Below are 17,988 nucleotides of genomic sequence, written 5' to 3' on the forward strand. Positions count from 1 at the left end.
AGCAGAGCCACCGGAAGAACGCCCCATGCACTACCTGTACTTGGCCCTGGCCATCGTCACCGAGGTGATCGCCACCTCCCTGATGCCCCTAACGGAGGGCTTCACCCGCCTCTGGCCGTCCCTGGCGGTGGCCGTGGGCTACGGAGTGGCCTTCTACTGCCTGTCCCTGACCCTGAAGGCCCTGCCCATCGGCGTGATCTACGCCATCTGGTCCGGCGCCGGCATCGCCCTGATCGCCATCGTCGGCGCGGTGTTCTTCAAGCAGTCCCTGGATACCCCGGCCCTGATCGGCATCGGCCTGATCGTCGCCGGGGTGCTGGTGCTCAACCTGTTTTCCAAGACGCTGCCGCACTGAAGAAGGAGGCCAGCCGGTTTCCCGCGTTCGTCGTCCCCTGGACCGCATCAGGTATCGGGGCTGTCCTCGTAGGTTTTTCGCACCCGGCGCCAGGGAGCGGTATCGAAGGGTTTCAAGCCGAGCCCTGCGGCCTTTGCCGAATAACCTCCAATAGCCGCTATGGGCAACCCGATTGCGAGAGCAGCCAATTTAAGGAAATAAGTCTCGGCGAAATGAAACCCGGCCCAAGCGATTGCCGAACCACAAAGAACAAGCAACCCCTCAAAACCACTCGTCAGGTTCCCATCCCGAACGAACCAGTTTTTCCACTTCATCGCAACTCCAAGCGCTTCGCTACCGCAGCATCCAGCGAGGAAAGGAAAGCATCCACCCGGGCCGTGTAGTCCCCCGGCGTGCCCAGCTCCTCGTTGATCTGCTTGTGGCTCCTGGCCTGTTCCGCCACCTCGGCTCGCACTCCGAGGGCCTGGGCGCGGCGGGCGAAGTCGTGGGCCTGGGCGCAGGGCTGGTCCGGGCGGATGCTGGAGCAGACCAGCAACAGGGGCGGCGCGCCGGCGACGAGGGCCTGGGTTGGCGAGACGGCCCGCCAGTAGGCCGGATCGGCCCCGAAGGCGGCGTCGTAGAAGCGGTAGTGGCGCGCGGCCATGATCCGTTCCACGTCCAGCGCGGCGCTGTCCAGGGAGACGGTGCCGAGCCAGGGACGGGCTCCGGCCTTTTCCGCCAGGGCGGGGGCCGCGCCGAGCAGGGCCGCCAGGTGGGCGCCGGCGGAATGGCCCATCAGCGCCACCTTGGCCGGATCGCCGCCCCAGCCGGCGGCCTTGGCCTGCACCGCCGCCAGGGCCCGGGCCACGTCACTGGCCTGTTGCAACGGATCGGCCTGGGGCAGCAGGCGGTAATTGACCGAGACGAAGACGAAACCCCTCGGCACCCAGTGGGCCACCTTGTTCGCCACCACGCCCCGGGCACCCTTGTCGCCGATCCGCCAGGCGCCGCCATGGACCATCACCAGCACCGGCGCGCCCTCGCCCCGGGCGGGGCGGTAGACGTCGAAGCGCTGGCGCGGGTCCGGGCCGTAGGCCACGTCGGCGATGCGTACCACGCCTGCCGGCAGCTCGGCATTCCCGGCCGGTCGGCCGTCGTCGCCGTTCAGTTCGTCCGTGGGAGCCTCCGTCCCCTGGGCCTGGGCGGCACGGCGGGCCTCGATGCGATCGCGCAGGGGACCGGCGGCGGCCGGCAGCGCCAGGGCCAACGCCATGCCGAGGATGGCGAAGCGGCTTGAAGCGGAACGCAATGCCGGGCGGAGGAAACGGCGGCGGGCCGGGGGAGCGGACATGGGCATCCGCAACCCGGGCGACGCACACGGCAATAGTGCGGAATGGACAGAGCGGGCCGGCATGGCGATCCCCGAAAGACAATGTTTCCGGATGGTGCCGTCCCCGCCCTGTCATGACAAGCGGGCCCCGGGCTTGCCAGGAGCATCAAAAAGAAGCGCCCCGTAGTGAGGCGCAAGAAGGGGCAACGCAATCGGAGAACGCTCCGCCCACCCAACAGATGTGGCGGAGCGATAAGAGCGCGGAACGAATCAACCCAGCCGGACAGCCCCAGTGGAGCCGGCAAGCGCCGCCCACATCGGCGTCACACCGCGGTATGGGCCGGCCGGACTCCCGGCGCCGATTCGTCCGATTTTGCCCAACGGGCCAGCAGCTCGGCGCGGCGGGCCTCGTAGGCAGCCATGGCGGCGGCCTTCACCGGGCCGAAGCCGCGCACCTCGTCGGCCAGGCTTGCCAGTTCCACCGCCAGGCCGTGGCGCGCCGGGGTCAGGCCGGCGGCCAGGGCCGTGACCATGGCGGCGTAGTCCTCGGCCAGGCGCCGCTCGGCCCGGCGCTCGGCGCTGTAACCGAAGGGGTCGAAGGCGGTGCCGCGCAGGCGGCGCAGCCGGGCCAGCCAGCCCATGGCGGTGAGCATCCAGGGGCCGAACTTGTGCTTGCGCGGCCGGCCGGTGGCCGGGTCGTGACGGGAGAAGAGCGGCGGAGCGAGCCACAGGGACACCTTGTCGGCCTGGGCGAACTGGCGCGCCAGGGCGGCCTTGAAGGCCGGATCGGCGTAGAGGCGGGCCACCTCGTACTCGTCCTTGTAGGCCATCAACCGGTAGGCCCCCTGGGCCACGGCCCGGGTCAGCACCTCCTGGCCGGGGGCGTGGCGTTCCTCGGCGGCCCGCACCCGGGCCACCAGGGCCTGGTAGCGCGCAGCGTAGGCAGCGTCCTGGTAGGCGGCCAGGTCTTCGGCGCGGCGGGCGATCAGGGCATCCAGATCGGCGGGCAACTGATCGGCCGAATCCGCGCCTTCCGCGATACGCGCCAGCCATTCGGGGGCCGCGGCGGCGATGCGGCCCCAGGCGAAGGCCCGCTTGTTGAGGGCCACGGCGGCGCCGTTGCGCTCGATGGCGCCCTCGATGGCCGCCCGGCTCAGTGGCACCAGGCCCCGCTGCCAGGCGAAGCCGAGCATCAGGGTGTGGGCGGTGACCGTGTCGCCGAACAGGCGCTGGGCCAGGGTGCCGGCGTTCACCGTGTGGAAGCGGGCCGGGTCGCAGCGGCGGCGCACCCGCTCGACCATCAGGTCGATGGGCAGGCTGGCGTCGCGCTGGGCCACCACGTCGGCGGTGGGGTTGCCGTCCAGGTTGAGCACCGCCCCGGTGCGCCCGGCGCTGAGGCGCTCAAGCGAATCGGCGGCGGCGGACACCACCAGGTCGGCCCCGAGCAGCAGGTCGGCGGCGGCCGGGCCGATGCGGGCGGCGTGGATGTCATTAGGCGCCGGGGCGAGGCGCACCTGGCTGACCACGGCGCCGTTCTTTTGCGCCAGGCCGGTGAAGTCGAGCACCGAGGCACCGCGCCCGTCGAGGAAGGCCGCCGCGCCGAGCATGGCGCCCATGGTCAGCACGCCGGAGCCGCCGATGCCGGTGACGTAGATGTTGAACGGCTCATCGGCCCCCAGGGCGGGCACACTGGGCTCGCCCAGACCGGCCAAGGCCTGGGCCTCAATGGCCTGGAGGCGGGCGTCGTCGGGCTTGCGCAGGGCCACGCCCTCGATCTCGACAAAGCTCGGGCAAAAGCCCTTGGTGCAGGAGAAATCCTTGTTGCAGGCGCTCTGGTTGATCTGGCGCTTGCGCCCGAAGGGGGTTTCCAGGGGCTCCACGGCGATGCAGTTGGACTGCACCGAGCAGTCGCCGCAGCCCTCGCACACCCGAGGGTTGATGAACAGGCGGCGGTCCGGGTCGGGGAAGTCGCCACGCTTGCGCCGGCGGCGCTTTTCCGCGGCGCAGGTCTGCTCATAGACGATGGCGCTCACCCCGGCCACCTGGCGCAGTTCGCGCTGCACCGCGTCCAGAGAGTACCGCCCATGAACGCTGACGCCCGGGGCCAGGTCGGCGCGGCCGGTCCAGCTGGCCGGATCGTCGGACACCAGGGCGATGCGCCCCACCCCTTCGGCGTGGAGCTGGCGGGTGATGCGCGCCGGGTCGATGCCGCCCTCGGCGGGCTGGCCGCCGGTCATGGCCACGGCGTCGTTGTAGAGGATCTTGTAGGTGATGTTGGTGCCGGCGGCCACGGCGGCGCGGATCGCCAGCAGGCCCGAGTGCTGGTAGGTACCGTCCCCCAGGTTCTGGAAGATGTGGCCGGTGGCCGAGAACGGCGCGGCGCCGATCCACTGGGCCCCCTCTCCGCCCATCTGGCTGAAGGTGCGGGTCTTGAGTTCGGGCTGGGACAGGGCCATCACGTGGCAGCCGATGCCGCCGCCGGCAATGGACCCGTCCGGCGTCTTGGTCGAGGTGTTGTGGGGGCAGCCGGAGCAGAAGTACGGACGGCGGGCCGGCACCGGGGCCGACACCGCTTCCTGAGCCACCTGCTGCAAGGGCACCACCGCACCGATCAGGGACGGGGGCGCCACCCGGGCTTCCCAGGCGGCCAGGCGCTCGGCCAGGAGCGGCCCCTGGCCGGCCAGGGCCGCGGCGCGGCGCGCCAGGGCGCGGGCCACCTGCAACGGGGTGAATTCGGACACTTCCGCGAGCAGGGCCGCGCCCCGGTCGTCCTGTTTGCCGGTGACCCGGGGGCGGCGGCCGTCGGGCTGGTGGTAGAGGGCCTCCTTGATCTGGGCCTCGACGATGGCCCGCTTTTCCTCGATCACCAGCAGCTCTTCGTGCCCCTCGGCGAAGGCCAACAGGCCGGCGGTTTCCAGGGGCCAGCTCATGGCCACCTTGTAGAGCGAGACACCCAGGGCGGCCAGGTCGGTGGGGGTCAGGCCCAGGTCGGCCACGGCCTGCATCAGATCCTGGTGGGCCTTGCCGACGGTGACGATGCCCAGGCGGCGCACCGGGGCGGCCACCACGGTCCGGTCCAGGCCGTTGGCCCGGGCCCAGGCCCGGGCGGCAGGCAGGCGCTCCTCGATCAAGCGGCGCTCCAGTTCAGCGCGCTGGGCCGGCCAGGCCAAGGCCGGGTCCCAGTTGAGGCCGTGGGCGGGCACGGTGAAATCGGCGGGAGTGACGAACGCCGGCAGCGGGCCCAGATCCACCGTGGCGGCGGTCTCGATCACCTCGGCGATGGTCTTCAAGCCGACCCACAGGCCGCAGTAGCGCGACAGGGCGATGCCGGCCAGCCCCAGGGAAATCACCTCGGCCACGCTGGCCGGCTGCAACACCGGGATCGACGCCGACTGGAAGATGCCGTCGGTCTGGTGCGGGTACATGGACGACTGGGCGGCGTGGTCGTCGCCGGAAATGGCCAGCACGCCGCCCAGGGGTGAGGTGCCGAGCATGTTGGCGGTGCGGAACACATCGCCGCTGCGATCCACCCCCGGGCCCTTGCCGTACCACAGGCCGAACACCCCATCGACGGTAGTCGGGCCATAGGCCCGGTGCATCTGGGCGCCCCACAGGGCGGTGGCGGCCAGATCCTCGTTGAGGCCGGGCTGGAAGGTGATGTCGTGGGCGGCGAGCTGGCGCGAGGCCTTCCACAGCTGCTGGTCGTAGGCCCCCAGGGGCGAGCCCCGGTAGCCAGAGATCAGCCCCGCCGTGTTCAGCCCCTGGGCCCGGTCGAGCTGGCGTTGCAGCATGGGCAGGCGCACCAGGGCCTGGATGCCGGTGAGGAACTGGCGTTCTGCGCCGGCAGGGGAGTCCAGGGCTGCGGGAACGCTGCGCGGGATGGGGTTGGGGGTGCGGAAGGGCTGGTCGTTCGCGCTCACGGGGTGTCTCCACGACTGTCAGTGTTGTTGTGGAGAGGAATTATGGTTTTCCCTCGTTAGCATTTGCGACCAAAACGGACTGCACTAACCACAAGTTTTAGGTCGTTTGCACTACCATTATCGGATCATTAGTCTTTTCCGCCCAAACCGGCGCCAAACACCACCATGAACGACCTCGACCGCACCGACCTCAAGATCCTCCGCGAACTGGCCCAGGACGGCCGGCTAGGCTGGCGCGAGCTGGCCGAGCGCATCAACCTGACCCTCACCCCGACCCTGCGCCGGGTGCGCCGGCTGGAGGACGAGGGCTACATCCAGGGCTACGCCGCCCGGCTGGACGAAGGCCGCCTGGCCGGGCGCATGATCGCCTTCGTCTCGGTGACCCTGGCCAGCCAGGCCGAGGACGTGATCAGCCGCTTCGAGGAACAGATCGCCCTGGCCCCCGAGGTGATGAGCTGCTTTCTCATGACCGGCGACGCCGACTACAGCCTGCGGGTGGTAGTGCGCGACCTGGACGATTACCACCAGTTCCTCACCCGCACCCTGACCCGCATCCCCGGCGTAGCTCACATCAAGTCGAGCTTCGCCCTCAAGTCGATCCTGCAACGCAACGCGCCGCCGCTGTGACTGCTTTGTGACTGCTGCCAGCGGCGCTGCCGGAGCGGCGCCAAACAAAACCGCCCGGGCGCTTGCGCGGCCGGGCGGTTGTTCCTGGGCGGGACGGGAGGCTTACTTCACGCCCTGGCCCAGCAGGGTGCCGTTGACCGTCACCCCGTAGAGGTTGACCCCGTCGTCGGCGTGGTAGCGCTTGCGGGTTTCCTCGATGCTGCCGTTGACCAGGCGCGGGTCCTGGGGGCGCTCGTGGGAATTGATGAAGGCGGCCACGTCCCAGGCGTCCTGGTCCGAGAGGGTTTCGCCGCGGCCCAGGGGCATGTTGTGCTGGATGAAGCCGGCGGCGGTGTTGATGCGGTGCATGCCGGCGCCCCAGTTGTAGGAATCCTTGCCCCACAGCGGCGGGAACACCGAGGTCACGCCGACCTTCTTGCCCTCGCCGTTGTCGCCGTGGCAGATGGCGCACTGCTTCTCGTACACCACCTTGCCCCGGCCGATGTCGTAGCCCCCCTTGGGCGGCGGCGGCTCGTCGAAGCCCCGGCCCGGCAGGGCCTTGCCGATGGGGGCGTTGGTGGACATCCAGTAGGCGTAGGCGGTCAGGGCGGTGAGGACCTCGCTGTCGGCGGCGGGCGGCTTGCCGTTCATGCTGAACTGGAAGCAGCCCTGCATGCGCTCGACGAAGGTGTTCACCTTGTTGTTCTTCTTGCGGTAGGCCGGATACATCGGGTAGGCGGCCCACAGGGGCGCCGAGTTGGCCTTGCGGCCCCGGTCGATGTGGCAGTTGACGCAGTTCATCTCGTTGCCGACGTACTGGGGCGCCAGGGCCTTGGTGTTCATGAACAGGTCCTGGCCGCGCCGCACCAGCTCGCCAAAGGCGTTATTGGGAATCTCGCCCTCGGCGGGGGGCTGGAAATACTTGGTGCCGGAAACCTTCTTCGGCGCCTTGGGCAGCTGGGTCTGGTCATCCAGGCGGGCGGTGTCGACGGCCATGGCGCCGCTGGCCATGAGCAGCGGCAGGAGCAGGACCGCCAGGCGGACGGAAATCGTGGTCATGGAATGCAAATCCTCAGGGTGACGGGCCGGGGGCGGTTCAGCGCAGGCGGTGCTGGGTTTCGTCGAAGGGCTCTTTCGAGTCCCCCAGGCTGCCGAAGTACTCGGCCACGGCCTTGATCTCGGCATCGCTCAGGTCCACGGCGATGTGCTGCATGAGGCCGTTCGGGTCGTTGCGGCGGGTGGGCGCCACGGCGGGGATTGCCTTGGCCTTCTTCGTCGCGGCCACGGCCTTCTCGCCGCGCCAGGCCTTGAGCTGGGCCTCGATGTACTCGGCGGACTGGCCGGCCAGGGGCGGGAAATGGCTGCCCACGCCGACGCCGGCGGGGCCGTGGCACAGGGTGCATTCGGGCACGTTGCGGTCCCACAGGCCGCGCAGGGCGATCCAGGCGCCGCTGCCTTCGACGGGACGGCCGCCCGGGGTGGCCTGGACGTTGACCTTGGGGCGCTGGGCGTAGGCCTTGGCCACGGCGGCCACTTCCTCGTCGGTCAGGGCCGAGGCGATCGGCTGCATGATCGGGTTTTGCCGGCTGCCGGACTTGAAGTCGCGCAGTTGCTTGGCGAGGTAATCCTCGGGCAGGCCGGACAGGCGGGGAAAGCCCCCGGCCATGCCCTTGCCGTCGGCGCCATGGCAGGTGATGCAGGGCATGGCCGCCGGATTGGCGCCGCCCTTTTGCATGATCGCCTCGCCATCGGCCGCCAGGGCCGGCAACGGCAGGGACAACAGGACGCCGCACAGCAGCGCCAGACGGCGGCTCGGGCCAAAATCTCGCATGGGTGACACTCCGGATCGCGTTAGCGGAACAATGGGTTAGCCGATAATCATCACTCGACTATAGATATATAATTATATAGAAGCCATTGCATCGCGCCAAACAATCCTGCCCACAGCCTGACATACAGGTAGTCGCTGCCGGGGAAAAGCCCAGGCAATGGGAGTGCTGCGAAAGCTGCCGGCAAATCATCCGGGGCGCGCTCGTTCTCCGCGCATCCTCCATATCGCCCCCACGGCAAGCGCCAGCCCCACGGGCGCTTGCTAGACGCCCAGGCGGGTTTCATCCCATTGCGCCCAAAGGCAGCCGGCGGCCGCGGCGATTCGGAAGGTGCGGCAAGCCGCCCTATTCGAGCCGGAAGCCGATCTTCACCCGTACCTGGAAGTGCCCTACCTTTCCGTCCTGGATGTGGCCGCGGGTTTCCATCACCTCGAACCAGTCCAGGTGGCGCAGGGTCTTGGCCGCCTCAGAAATGGCGTTGCGGATGGCCTCGTCGCTGCTGGTGGGGGACGAGCCGACGATTTCGAGGATCTTGTAGGTATGGGCGGTCATGGCGGGCGCTCCTCCGGCGAATGAAAAGGGTCGCCGGCGCTGCCCGAGGTCCATATCGCTTCGCCCCGGGCCGCCCGCGACCCTTTCAGCATAGGTGTCGCCCGGGGGCTTGCAACCCGGGCCGCGACGCGAAGCCTTCGGCCTGCCTCCGCCGCCGAGAGTTGAAAGGAGCCGAAGCTGCCCGCCGGCCGCCCTCCCCCATTCCGCCTATCCGGCCATGGCGCCGGATGTCACGCCTTGCCTACGCCCGGTGCCCCTTGCCCACCGCCGCCGCCCGCTTGCTGGCGGCCCAGCCGAGCAGGGACAGGAGCAGCAGGCCGCCGCCGATGAGCAGGATGCCCGTCACTTCCAGGGCTTTGAACTCCTCGCCCAGGGTGAGCCGGGACGAGAGGATGGCCACCACCGGGGTGCCCAGCACCGACAGGCTGGCCTCCCAGGCCGGCACCCGGTCCAGGATGTAGCTCCACAGCCACCAGCACATGCCGGTGCTGACCACCGAGATGAAGGCGAGCAGGCCGATGAAGTGAGGCTCCCACGCCGTGGCCCGCTCCGGCACCAGGTTGGCCAGGACGATCAGGGGAATCGCCCCCAGGGCCATCTGCCAGGCGGTGAGGGTGAACAGGTCCACCGGCACCTTGGAGCGCAGGCGCTTGATCAGGATCGACCCGGTAGCCCAGCACAGGGCCGCCATCACGCCGAGGAACTTGCTGAACAGGCTGGTGTGCATGTCCCAGGGCTCGATGATCAGGATCAGCCCGGTGAGAGTGGCGGCCGCCGCCAGCCATTGGCCGCCGCGCACCCGCTCCCCCAGGATCAGCCAGGCCATCAGCAGGGTCCAGATCGGCATGGTGAAGATCAGCACCGCCGTCTTGCCCGGCCCGCCTTCCACCAGCGCCCAGGTCTGAAAGACCATGAAGCCGGCCACCTGGGTCAGGGCGATGGCGATGGTGGCCTTGGGCGCCTGTAGCTTCATCGGCTTGCCCAGCAGCTTGAGCACCACGAACAGGGCGATGGCCCCGCCGACGCAGCGCTCGGCGGCGAAGGCGAAGGGTGGCGCGTAAGCCAGGCTCTGCTTGGAGAGCACCCAGGTGTAGCCCCAGATCAGGGACAGGGTCGCCAGGGCCAGGGTGGGCAGCCAGCGGCGCAGGAAGGGAGGCAAGGTCATGACGTTTCATCCGGAAGGCACGGCAGGGGTAAAAGCCGTGCCACGCCCGCCTGCCGCGCCGGCCCGGATAGGGCCGCCGCAACGGAGCGGGCAACACAGGAAAACCACCGGGGGACGGCCCTCGGCGCACTACTTACGATGCAGGGCACAGGACACAGGGCGCACCACCCGGCGGTGGAAAAAAACAGGTTGGTAAAGCCAATGCGGGAAGGTGTTGAGCGGCGGCAGCCGGGCGGGGCGGAAACCGCAGCCACCCCGTTGCGGCCGGACTCTGCCCCTTTCTCACTGGACCGCCCTACCCTCCTGCCGCCTCCCAGCCGCGCCGCCCTGTCGCGCCGGGCAGCGGCGAGGGGGAGAAACGGTTGCAGCGAGGGAAGGACTGAAAAAGCCGGACGCAGCGCCTAGAGCAGTTCCAGCACCCGCTCCGGCGGGCGGCCGATCACGGCCTTGCCGCCATGGACGAAGATAGGCCGCTCGATCAGGCGCGGATGGGCCGCCAGGGCGGCGACCAACTGGGCCCGGGACAGGGACGGATCGGCCAGGTTCAGCTCGGCATATTCGGCCTCGCCGGTGCGCATCAGGCCACGGGGATCGGCCAGGCCCAACTGGGTGAGCAAGGTCTCGATCTCGGCGGCGCTGGGCGGAGTTTCCAAGTAGGCCACCACCTGGGGGGCGATGCCCTTCTCCTGGAGCAATTCCAGGGCGCCCCGGGACTTGGAGCAGCGGGGGTTGTGGTAGAGGACAGAGGTAGCGGAGGTAGTCATGGGCCGGAAGTATACCCCCGCCCCTGCCGGCGCCGGCCCCGTTCCCCCCGGCGCCAACAACGCCTGGCTCTGGCGGAAAGCCGGAGCCAATGCCCGGTGAATGACCCGCCAACAACGGCCAAGCCATCGTCAACCGCGATGGCTGATTTTGACCCCTTCTAAACACTAGAACTGGCGCGGAGTTTGGAGGGGGCTAAAAACTGCCATCGCGGTTGATGATGGCTGGATGGGGTACCTGCGGCCCATGGGGGCACCGTCAGGCCCGAATCAAAACCACGCCAAGGATCAGGCACGCCGCACCGGCCATCCGGATCGCGGTCGCCGGCTGTTGCGGGATGCCCAGAATGCCGAAGTGGTCGAACGCCAGGGAGCCGATCATCTGCCCCACCACGATCAGGGCCAGGGTCGTCGCCGCACCCAGCCGGGGGACCATGAGGATGGCGATGCCGATGAAGAGCGCGCCGAACAGGCCGCCGGTCCAGGAGGTCCAGGGGGCGGTGCCGGTGAAGGATTCGGTGAAGCGCGGCCCGGGGGCGACGAGGGCGACTGCGAGCATCGCCACCAAGCCGACCAGATAGCTGACGGAGCCGGCCCACCAGGGGGAACCAAGATGGGCGCGGAGGTTGGCGTTGAGCACCTGCTGCAACGCCACGCTGGCGCCCGCGAGCACCACCAGCAGGTAGGACAGGGTGAGGACATGGGGGGACATCGGCAGCTCCAGAAAGGCGTTGGGTGTTTCATTCTGTGGAGCGGCGCGCTATAAGACAAATGCCATATTTTCCAATCACCCATCTCGTTTCGGCATGCCAAGCTTTCGACAAATCCACTACTTCCTGGCCGTGGCCGACCTGGGCGGCTTCACCCAGGCGGCGGCCGGGCTATTCATCGCCCAGTCCGCATTGAGCCGGCAAATCGCCCAACTGGAAGAGGAACTGGGTTTCGCCCTGTTCGAGCGCGAACCGCGCGGCGTGCGACTCACCCCCGCCGGCGCGGTTTACCGGGACCGGGTTGCGACCATTCCCAAGACCTTGGCCGCGGCGGCGGAAGAAGGCCAGCAGCTGGCCCGTGGCGAATCTGGGGTGCTGCGGCTGTTGCACTCCAGCACGATTCCGGCGACGAGCCTAATGCCGGTGCTCGACCGGTTCGCCGCCGCCTGCCCCAAAGCCCGGATCGACCTGGACCGGGCGTCGTCCGAAGAACAGGTTTCGCTGGTCGCCAACGGCAATGCCGACGTGGGCGTGATCCGCCTCCCCGTACTGCGGCGGGATGCGCGGGTCCGCTTTGTCGAGTTGCAGCCCGAGCGGCTGTGGGTGGCCTGCCCCAACGACCACCCGATGGCGAAGCAGGCGAGCGTCACCGTCGCCAGCTTGCAAGAGGAACTGTTCGTCTCCGCGGTTTACCGCGAGCACGGCGGCCTGGCCCGCGTCGTCACCGATCTGTGCCTGAAGCAGGGATTTGTCCCCAAGACGGCCCGGATCGTCTCGCCCAAGACCTCGATGCTCAATCTCGTGGCGGCCAAGCGCGGAATCGCCATCGTTCCCGAGCGGATGACAACCCTGGGGGGTGTGGGAATCGCCTACGTCCCATTGAGCGACGACGACGCCCAGTCGGTGTGCGCCCTGGTGCTTCCCCTTCAACCCACGGTGCTCGGGCAGACCTTTGCCGATATCCAGTTGGCGGTGGATTGATCTACCGCCAACTAACGGTTGCCGGCACCACCAATGCCAAACCCCGCGCCTAGCGCGGGGTTTGAAGGCATCGTCCATTGTCGTGCCCGGTGAATACCGGTGAATACCGGGGCATTCCGGGCAGCCCCGGCTCCGGCATCCGCCGGAGCCGGGCCGATCAGTAACCGGCAGTAAAACGGCGGCGCGAATGGGCCGGAGTTTCCACCTCGTCGAGCATGGCCACCGCGTAGTCCTCCACCGAAATCTCGCTCTTGCCCTCGGCATTGGTCAGCAGCTGGTCGGTGCCCAGGCGGAACTTGCCGGTGCGCTGGCCCGGGGCGATCAGGGCCGAGGGGCTGAGCATGGTCCAGTTCAGGTCCGGTTCCTGGCGCAGCAGCTTGAGCACTTCCCGTGCGCCTTCGGCGGTGCCCTTCCACTGCGCGGGGAATTCCGGGGTATCGAGTAGTTGCAGGCCCGGGGCCACTTCCAGGCTGCCGGCGCCGCCGACGATGAGGAAGCGGGGCACGCCAGCCTGCTTGACGGCGGCGACGATGGACTTCACCCCCGCCACGTAATAGCCATAGACGTCGCTCTGGGCATGGCCGCTGAAGGCGCTGATCACCACCTGGTGGCCGGCCAGCAGGCCCGCCAGGGCAGCGGTGTCGTTCACGTCCGCCTTGATGGCGGTGAGGTTGGCCTTGGGCGCCAGCTTTTCCGGGTGGCCCACCAGGGCGGTGACCTGATGGCCCCGGGCCAGGGCCTCGTTGAGCAGGTTGGAACCGATGAAGCCGGTGGCGCCGATGAGTGCGATTTTCATGAACGTATCTCCGTCAGATTTGATCCGGGTCCCGGCATCCGCGCCGGAACGACATGGCGGCATGATGGACCGATTGATTGAGCGGATAAATCCTACAATCGATGAATCATTGTTATCGATTAATTGACTATGAACCGGGAACTCCACGGCAACCTGGACCGCCTGCTGGTCTTTGCCGCCGTCGCCGAAACCGGCAGCTTCACCGCCGCCGCCGAACGGCTCGGCATCACCAAGGCCCACGCCAGCCTCCAGATCGGCCGCCTCGAAGCCCAACTGGGCACCACCCTGTTCACCCGCACCACCCGCCGGGTGCGCCTCACCGACGCCGGCCAGGCCCTCTTCGAGCGCACCGCCCCGGCCCTGGACACCCTGGGCGACGCCTTCCACGGCGCCGGCAGCAGCGAAGGCGGCCTCTCCGGCACCCTGCGCCTCACCGCCCCGGTGGGCCACGCCACCCAATCCGTGGCCCCGGCCCTGGCCGAATTCGCTGCTCTACACCCCGCTCTACAGTTCGAGCTGTACACCGGCGACCGGGTTCTCAATCTGGTGGAAGAAGGCATCGACCTGGCGATCCGCCTCGGCGAACTGCGGGACTCGTCCCTGCGTGCCATCCGCCTCGGCGGCTTCGACCAGATCGCCGTCGCCGCCCCCGACTACCTGGCCCGCAAGGGCACGCCGCAAACGCCGGACGACCTGGCCGACCACGACTGGATCGGCTTCACCCTGCTGCGCGCACCGCTCACCTGGACCTTCACCCGCCCCGGCAGCGAACCCCGCACCGTGCGCATGAAAGCCCGCATCCGCGTCGACTCCAGCGCTGCCCTCCTCGCCCTTCTGCAACGGGGCGCCGGGGTTTCAGTGCTGGATCAGTTCAGCACCGCCGACGCCCTACGCGACGGCCGCCTGGTGCGGGTGCTGCCGGACTGGTCACTGCCAGCGGGCGGCGTGTACGCCGTGCTCCCGCCCGGGCCCCACGTGCCCGCGTACGTGCGGGCGTTTGTGGAGTTTTATCGGGGGTTTGTGGGGAGGGGGGAGGTTTGAGGGGCGGCTTGTCGGCCGAAGCAGTCATTCCCTGATGCAAATGACAACGACTGCTTTACACAAAAATTCAACCCTCAATATTCTGACCGGAGCGCGATTACAACGCCACCAATGAGACAATTCCAATGGCAAGAACGATAACAACAGGTTTTTCAACTGATCGACTAAACCATTTGGGATGAGCAATGAAGCTTCAAACGATCCGACTATCGAACTTCCAGTCTTTTGGTGAAACTCCAACCGAAATCGCGCTTGAAGACATCACCTACCTTATTGGGCCCAATGGATCGGGAAAAACAGCTGCGCTTCAAGCCTTGTGTCGGCTCTTCTCCTTTGATCCATCAGTGCGCCGAATCCTGCGCTCGGACTTTCATGTCCCATTCAACGAGAAGGCACCTCCGTCAGAGCGTCAACTATGGATCGAGGCCGACTTTCTGTTCCCGGAACTTAGCGACGACGAAGACAACAGCACGGTTGCGCCTCATTTCGGCCACATGCGCCTCGACGAAGTCGAGGGCACGCCGCGAGTGCGTTTCCGCCTCAACGCCACCATGGGGTTGGATGGGGACATAGAGGAAAGCATGGTCTATGTGTTGGACATCAATGCTGATGGCACGCCACTGACTACCGCTCAAGTTCCCCGATCTGAACGCAACCATATCCAAGTCCACTACCTGCCCGCACGCCGTGATCCTGCTGATCACATTGCATATGGCGCGAATGCTCTGCTTGGGCGAATGCTGCGTGCGGTGAACTGGGATGCAGAGCGAAGTGTCATCAAGGGCCTGACCGATCAAATCAGCGACAGCTTGGCGGCCAACCCGTCAATCAATGCGTTCAGCACAAGCTTAAAAACGGCATGGGGCGCTTTGCATAAAGGCAGCTTCTTTGCCGACCCAAAGCTCACTTTTGTAGCGTCTGAGATCGAGGCCTTGTTACGGCACATGTCGGTGTCTTTCACCCCTGGCCATGATGAGCAGCTGGTCGATTTCTCGCGACTGAGCGACGGCCAGAAGTCGATGCTGTATCTGTCGCTCGTGCTGTCATCGCAAGCCATCGGTCGCGCTGTCCTGGCTGAAGATGACGATTCATTCGACGCAGACAAGCTGCGCCCCCCCGTGTTTACGGTGGTGGCGGTCGAAGAGCCAGAAAACAGCCTCTCACCCCACTACCTTGGGCGGATCGTCAATGCGCTCAACGAGATGACCAGCCATGGCGATGCACAAGCACTGATCGCGACACACGCGCCGTCGATGCTTCGGCGGGTCGCCCCAGAACGTATCCGCTACCTGCGACTGGCCCAGGAGCGAACATCGCGCGTCACGCATATCCAGCTGCCAGATGCCGCGGATGATGCACACAAGTTTGTTCGTGAGGCGGTGCAGGCCTTTCCAGAAGTCTATTTCTCCCGCTTGGTAGTTCTGGGAGAAGGTGACAGTGAAGAAATTGTGCTTCCACGTCTTCTTCAAGCGAAAGGAGCGTCGGTTGATGAGTCAGCAGTCACCATCGCGCCCCTGGGGGGGCGGCACGTCAACCACTTCTGGCGCCTTCTGTCCGCACTAGGCATTCCATACCTAACGCTCCTCGATCTAGATACAGCACGTTTTCAAGGCGGCTGGGGAAGGATTAAATACGCAGTCAAAAATAAAGAGATCTTCGATCCTAGGTGGATATCGAGTTTTCCTGGAATGGATCAGGCTTCTATCCCCGATTGGAATAATGACACTTACAAGTTGCTGAGTCCGACGTTGCCTGTTCTTTATTGCAACCACTTGGCGAACTTAGAGCGTGGCGGTGTCTTTTTTTCTTACCCAATGGATCTGGATTTCGCAATGTTGCTTGCGTACCAAGATGCCTATGGTGTTGAGAGAGAAAGGCCCGACGATTTAACGATCAAGGCCGTCCTTGGCAAGAGCCATCACGACGCAAGCCAATACAGCGAAGACGCACAGCAACTGTTCAGCACTTACCACCGCAGCTTCAAGCTGGGCAGCAAACCGGCTGCACACATTGAAGCACTCGCCAAGCTCAGCGATGCAGATTTACTCGCGAATATGCCCGAATCACTCGGACGCTTGGCGGATGCCGTCATTGCCAAACTCGCGGAGTTGCCGGAGTGATTACGGTCGATGCCTGGAAGCCTGCGGATGGGCTGACCCTGGAACCGAATGCACTACTCGCAGCCAAGGAGCAGGCGCGCAGTCTCGCGCTGACAGCAGGACCAGGTGCGGGAAAAACTGAAATGCTTGCGCAGCGGGCAGACTTCCTGCTGCGCACTGGCACCTGTCGCTATCCCAAACGAATTCTTGCCATTTCGTTCAAGGTTGATGCCAGCAGCAACCTGAAAGAGCGGGTCAAGCGGCGCTGTGGCTCAGAGCTTGCCACGCGGTTTGACAGCTATACCTTCCACGCATTTGCCAAGCGCATCATCGATCGTTTCCGTCCTGTGCTGACGGGCGAGTATGCGCTGGATGTTGGGTACAAAATTGTGGATCGGAAGCCTGGTTCGTCACGGACCTCGATCGAGTTTTCCGATCTGGTGCCGTTGGCGATCAAGATTCTACGGATGTCCGCAATGGCGCGGAACGCCATCCGCCAAACCTACAGCGACGTTTTTCTCGACGAATTCCAGGACTGCACCAATCTGCAGTACGAACTGCTCAAGTTCGCATTTCAAGGCACCAGTATTCGACTTACTGCTGTAGGAGATACCAAGCAGAAGATCATGGGTTGGGCAGGGGCTATGGACGGCATCTTTCAGGCTTTCGTTGCCGACTTTGCTGCCGCCCCGCTCAATATGTACCGGAACTTTCGCTCTCAGCCGCGACTGCTGCGCCTGCAGAACGAGATCATTCGCAGACTCGACCCTTCATCCGTCATGCCTGATGAGCTGCTTGCCGGCGACGAAGGCGAAGTGTTCGCGTGGCGCTTCGAAGACAGTCGTAAGGAGGCGGACTACCTCGCAGACTTGATTGAACGCTGGATAAAGACCGAGCAGTTGCCGCCTGCGGAGATTGCGGTCCTGATTCGTAATCAGCTCGACCTGTACGCTGATCATCTGATGGCTGCACTGGAGGCACGTGGCATTCCCTTCCGTAACGAGCAGCAGATGCAGGACATCACGGTCGAGCCAGCTGCACGTTTGATCGTGGACTATCTGTCCTGCCTCTATGGTCAGCGCGAGCCCAAGGCATGGATTCGACTCATGAACCAGCTAATCCCGTTTGCTGATGAAGAGATTCAGTCGAACGCACGCAAGGACCTTGATCGGCTCGTCAAGCAGCAACGAAAAGAAATAGTCATTGCCGAGCTGTTCGATGAGCCCTTTTCCGGCTGGTGGGAGTTTGTTCGAGCATTCCTGAAGCAAGTCAGTATCGAAACACTGGTGTCGCTTTCCCCGAACTACGAGTCGCACGATCGGTTGCAAGAGGTGATTCGTGAGACCAAGGCCAGGATCGAGGAATTGCTAAAGCTGGAGCCTGACTTGCCCAAAGCCCTCGAGCGCTTCTCAGACGACCAAGCAGTACGAATTCTGACCATTCATAAGAGCAAGGGCCTTGAGTTTGATTCGGTCATCATCATGGCCGTGGAAAACGAAATTTTCTTTGGCAACCAAGATGAAAGTCGCTGTGCCTATTTCGTCGGGGTTTCGCGTGCCAAGAGGCAGCTAATTCTTACCTATGCCAACCAACGAGAGCACCCCGCCAACGCAAACAATTGGCGAGTCAATCGCACCCCCCAAACAGAATACTTTGGTTATGCAATGCCATTTGTGAGTAAAGAAACTGGCCGATGACATTGAACGCTACGTCAGCCTGGAACACCTCAAACCAGGTGAGTTGTACATCGGGCGTATCTTGATTTCTGTGCAAAGCAGCCAGTTGCCGTTGCATCGACGACTGGCTACTTTGGCCAAATAACAGCCTGTAAGCACAACTTTTACAAAGCAAAACGCCGGGTGCT

Annotated in this window: 16 protein-coding genes; 6 read left to right on the plus strand and 10 right to left on the minus strand. The window is 65.6% G+C overall.

Features of this window, described 5'->3' with window-relative positions:
• Nucleotides 1-25: 25 nt before the first annotated feature.
• Nucleotides 26-355 carry an SMR family transporter gene (locus LWW89_RS04200; protein WP_293261552.1) on the plus strand — a complete coding sequence of 110 codons (330 nt, stop codon included), beginning with the start codon at nucleotides 26-28 and terminating at the stop codon, nucleotides 353-355.
• A gap of 47 nt (nucleotides 356-402) precedes the next feature.
• Here the strand turns inward: LWW89_RS04200 and LWW89_RS04205 are convergent, their stop codons facing one another.
• The 3 genes from LWW89_RS04205 to LWW89_RS04215 form a co-directional block, all read right to left on the minus strand.
• Entirely contained in the window at nucleotides 403-669 is a 267-nt protein-coding gene (locus LWW89_RS04205; RefSeq protein WP_293261555.1) for a hypothetical protein, read from the minus strand.
• A complete protein-coding gene (locus LWW89_RS04210; RefSeq protein ID WP_293261557.1) occupies nucleotides 666-1,685 on the minus strand; it encodes an alpha/beta hydrolase in 1,020 nt (339 codons plus the stop codon). Before LWW89_RS04210 ends, LWW89_RS04205 begins: the two co-directional genes overlap by 4 nt.
• Nucleotides 1,686-1,987: 302 nt before the next feature.
• The gene (locus LWW89_RS04215) at nucleotides 1,988-5,584 is read right to left on the minus strand and encodes an indolepyruvate ferredoxin oxidoreductase family protein (RefSeq protein WP_293261560.1); all 3,597 of its coding nucleotides are present in this window, start codon (nucleotides 5,582-5,584) and stop codon (nucleotides 1,988-1,990) included.
• A gap of 165 nt (nucleotides 5,585-5,749) precedes the next feature.
• On the opposite strand from LWW89_RS04215, the gene LWW89_RS04220 reads away from it, so the two are divergent.
• Entirely contained in the window at nucleotides 5,750-6,211 is a 462-nt protein-coding gene (locus tag LWW89_RS04220) for an Lrp/AsnC family transcriptional regulator (protein ID WP_293261563.1), read from the plus strand.
• 102 nt (nucleotides 6,212-6,313) lie between these two features.
• Here LWW89_RS04220 and LWW89_RS04225 read toward each other — a convergent pair whose 3' ends face one another.
• From LWW89_RS04225 to LWW89_RS04250, 6 genes are all read right to left on the minus strand, one after another.
• Nucleotides 6,314-7,249, minus strand: coding sequence for a c-type cytochrome (locus LWW89_RS04225; RefSeq protein WP_293261566.1), 936 nt, complete (start codon nucleotides 7,247-7,249; stop codon nucleotides 6,314-6,316).
• Nucleotides 7,250-7,286: 37 nt separating this feature from the next.
• Nucleotides 7,287-8,021: a c-type cytochrome gene (locus LWW89_RS04230; protein WP_293261581.1), complete on the minus strand. Its 735-nt coding sequence runs from the start codon at nucleotides 8,019-8,021 to the stop codon at nucleotides 7,287-7,289.
• A gap of 343 nt (nucleotides 8,022-8,364) precedes the next feature.
• The gene (locus LWW89_RS04235; RefSeq protein ID WP_293261584.1) at nucleotides 8,365-8,571 is read right to left on the minus strand and encodes a dodecin; all 207 of its coding nucleotides are present in this window, start codon (nucleotides 8,569-8,571) and stop codon (nucleotides 8,365-8,367) included.
• Between the two features lie 241 nt (nucleotides 8,572-8,812).
• Nucleotides 8,813-9,736, minus strand: coding sequence for an EamA family transporter (locus tag LWW89_RS04240; protein ID WP_293261587.1), 924 nt, complete (start codon nucleotides 9,734-9,736; stop codon nucleotides 8,813-8,815).
• A gap of 401 nt (nucleotides 9,737-10,137) precedes the next feature.
• Nucleotides 10,138-10,500 carry an arsenate reductase (glutaredoxin) gene (gene arsC / locus LWW89_RS04245; RefSeq protein WP_293261590.1) on the minus strand — a complete coding sequence of 121 codons (363 nt, stop codon included), beginning with the start codon at nucleotides 10,498-10,500 and terminating at the stop codon, nucleotides 10,138-10,140.
• 256 nt (nucleotides 10,501-10,756) lie between these two features.
• A complete protein-coding gene (locus tag LWW89_RS04250; protein WP_293261593.1) occupies nucleotides 10,757-11,209 on the minus strand; it encodes a DMT family transporter in 453 nt (150 codons plus the stop codon).
• 94 nt (nucleotides 11,210-11,303) lie between these two features.
• Between LWW89_RS04250 and LWW89_RS04255 the strand changes: the two genes are divergently transcribed.
• Complete coding sequence (locus LWW89_RS04255) at nucleotides 11,304-12,188, plus strand: LysR substrate-binding domain-containing protein (protein WP_293261596.1); 885 nt, start codon at nucleotides 11,304-11,306, stop codon at nucleotides 12,186-12,188.
• A gap of 157 nt (nucleotides 12,189-12,345) precedes the next feature.
• Here the strand turns inward: LWW89_RS04255 and LWW89_RS04260 are convergent, their stop codons facing one another.
• Nucleotides 12,346-12,984 (minus strand): NAD(P)-dependent oxidoreductase, encoded by a 639-nt coding sequence (locus tag LWW89_RS04260; protein ID WP_293261599.1) that lies wholly within the window; start codon nucleotides 12,982-12,984, stop codon nucleotides 12,346-12,348.
• Between the two features lie 129 nt (nucleotides 12,985-13,113).
• Between LWW89_RS04260 and LWW89_RS04265 the strand changes: the two genes are divergently transcribed.
• The 3 genes from LWW89_RS04265 (at nucleotide 13,114) to LWW89_RS04275 (ending at nucleotide 17,821) form a co-directional block, all read left to right on the plus strand.
• Entirely contained in the window at nucleotides 13,114-14,025 is a 912-nt protein-coding gene (locus LWW89_RS04265; RefSeq protein ID WP_293261602.1) for a LysR family transcriptional regulator, read from the plus strand.
• 185 nt (nucleotides 14,026-14,210) lie between these two features.
• Nucleotides 14,211-16,145 (plus strand): AAA family ATPase, encoded by a 1,935-nt coding sequence (locus LWW89_RS04270; RefSeq protein ID WP_293261605.1) that lies wholly within the window; start codon nucleotides 14,211-14,213, stop codon nucleotides 16,143-16,145.
• On the plus strand, nucleotides 16,142-17,821 hold the full coding sequence (locus LWW89_RS04275) for an ATP-dependent helicase (RefSeq protein ID WP_293261608.1): 1,680 nt from the start codon (nucleotides 16,142-16,144) through the stop codon (nucleotides 17,819-17,821). Before LWW89_RS04270 ends, LWW89_RS04275 begins: the two co-directional genes overlap by 4 nt.
• Nucleotides 17,822-17,988: the final 167 nt, after the last annotated feature.

The sequence above is a fragment of the Oryzomicrobium sp. genome (assembly GCF_021287045.1).
Lineage (GTDB): Bacteria > Pseudomonadota > Gammaproteobacteria > Burkholderiales > Rhodocyclaceae > Oryzomicrobium.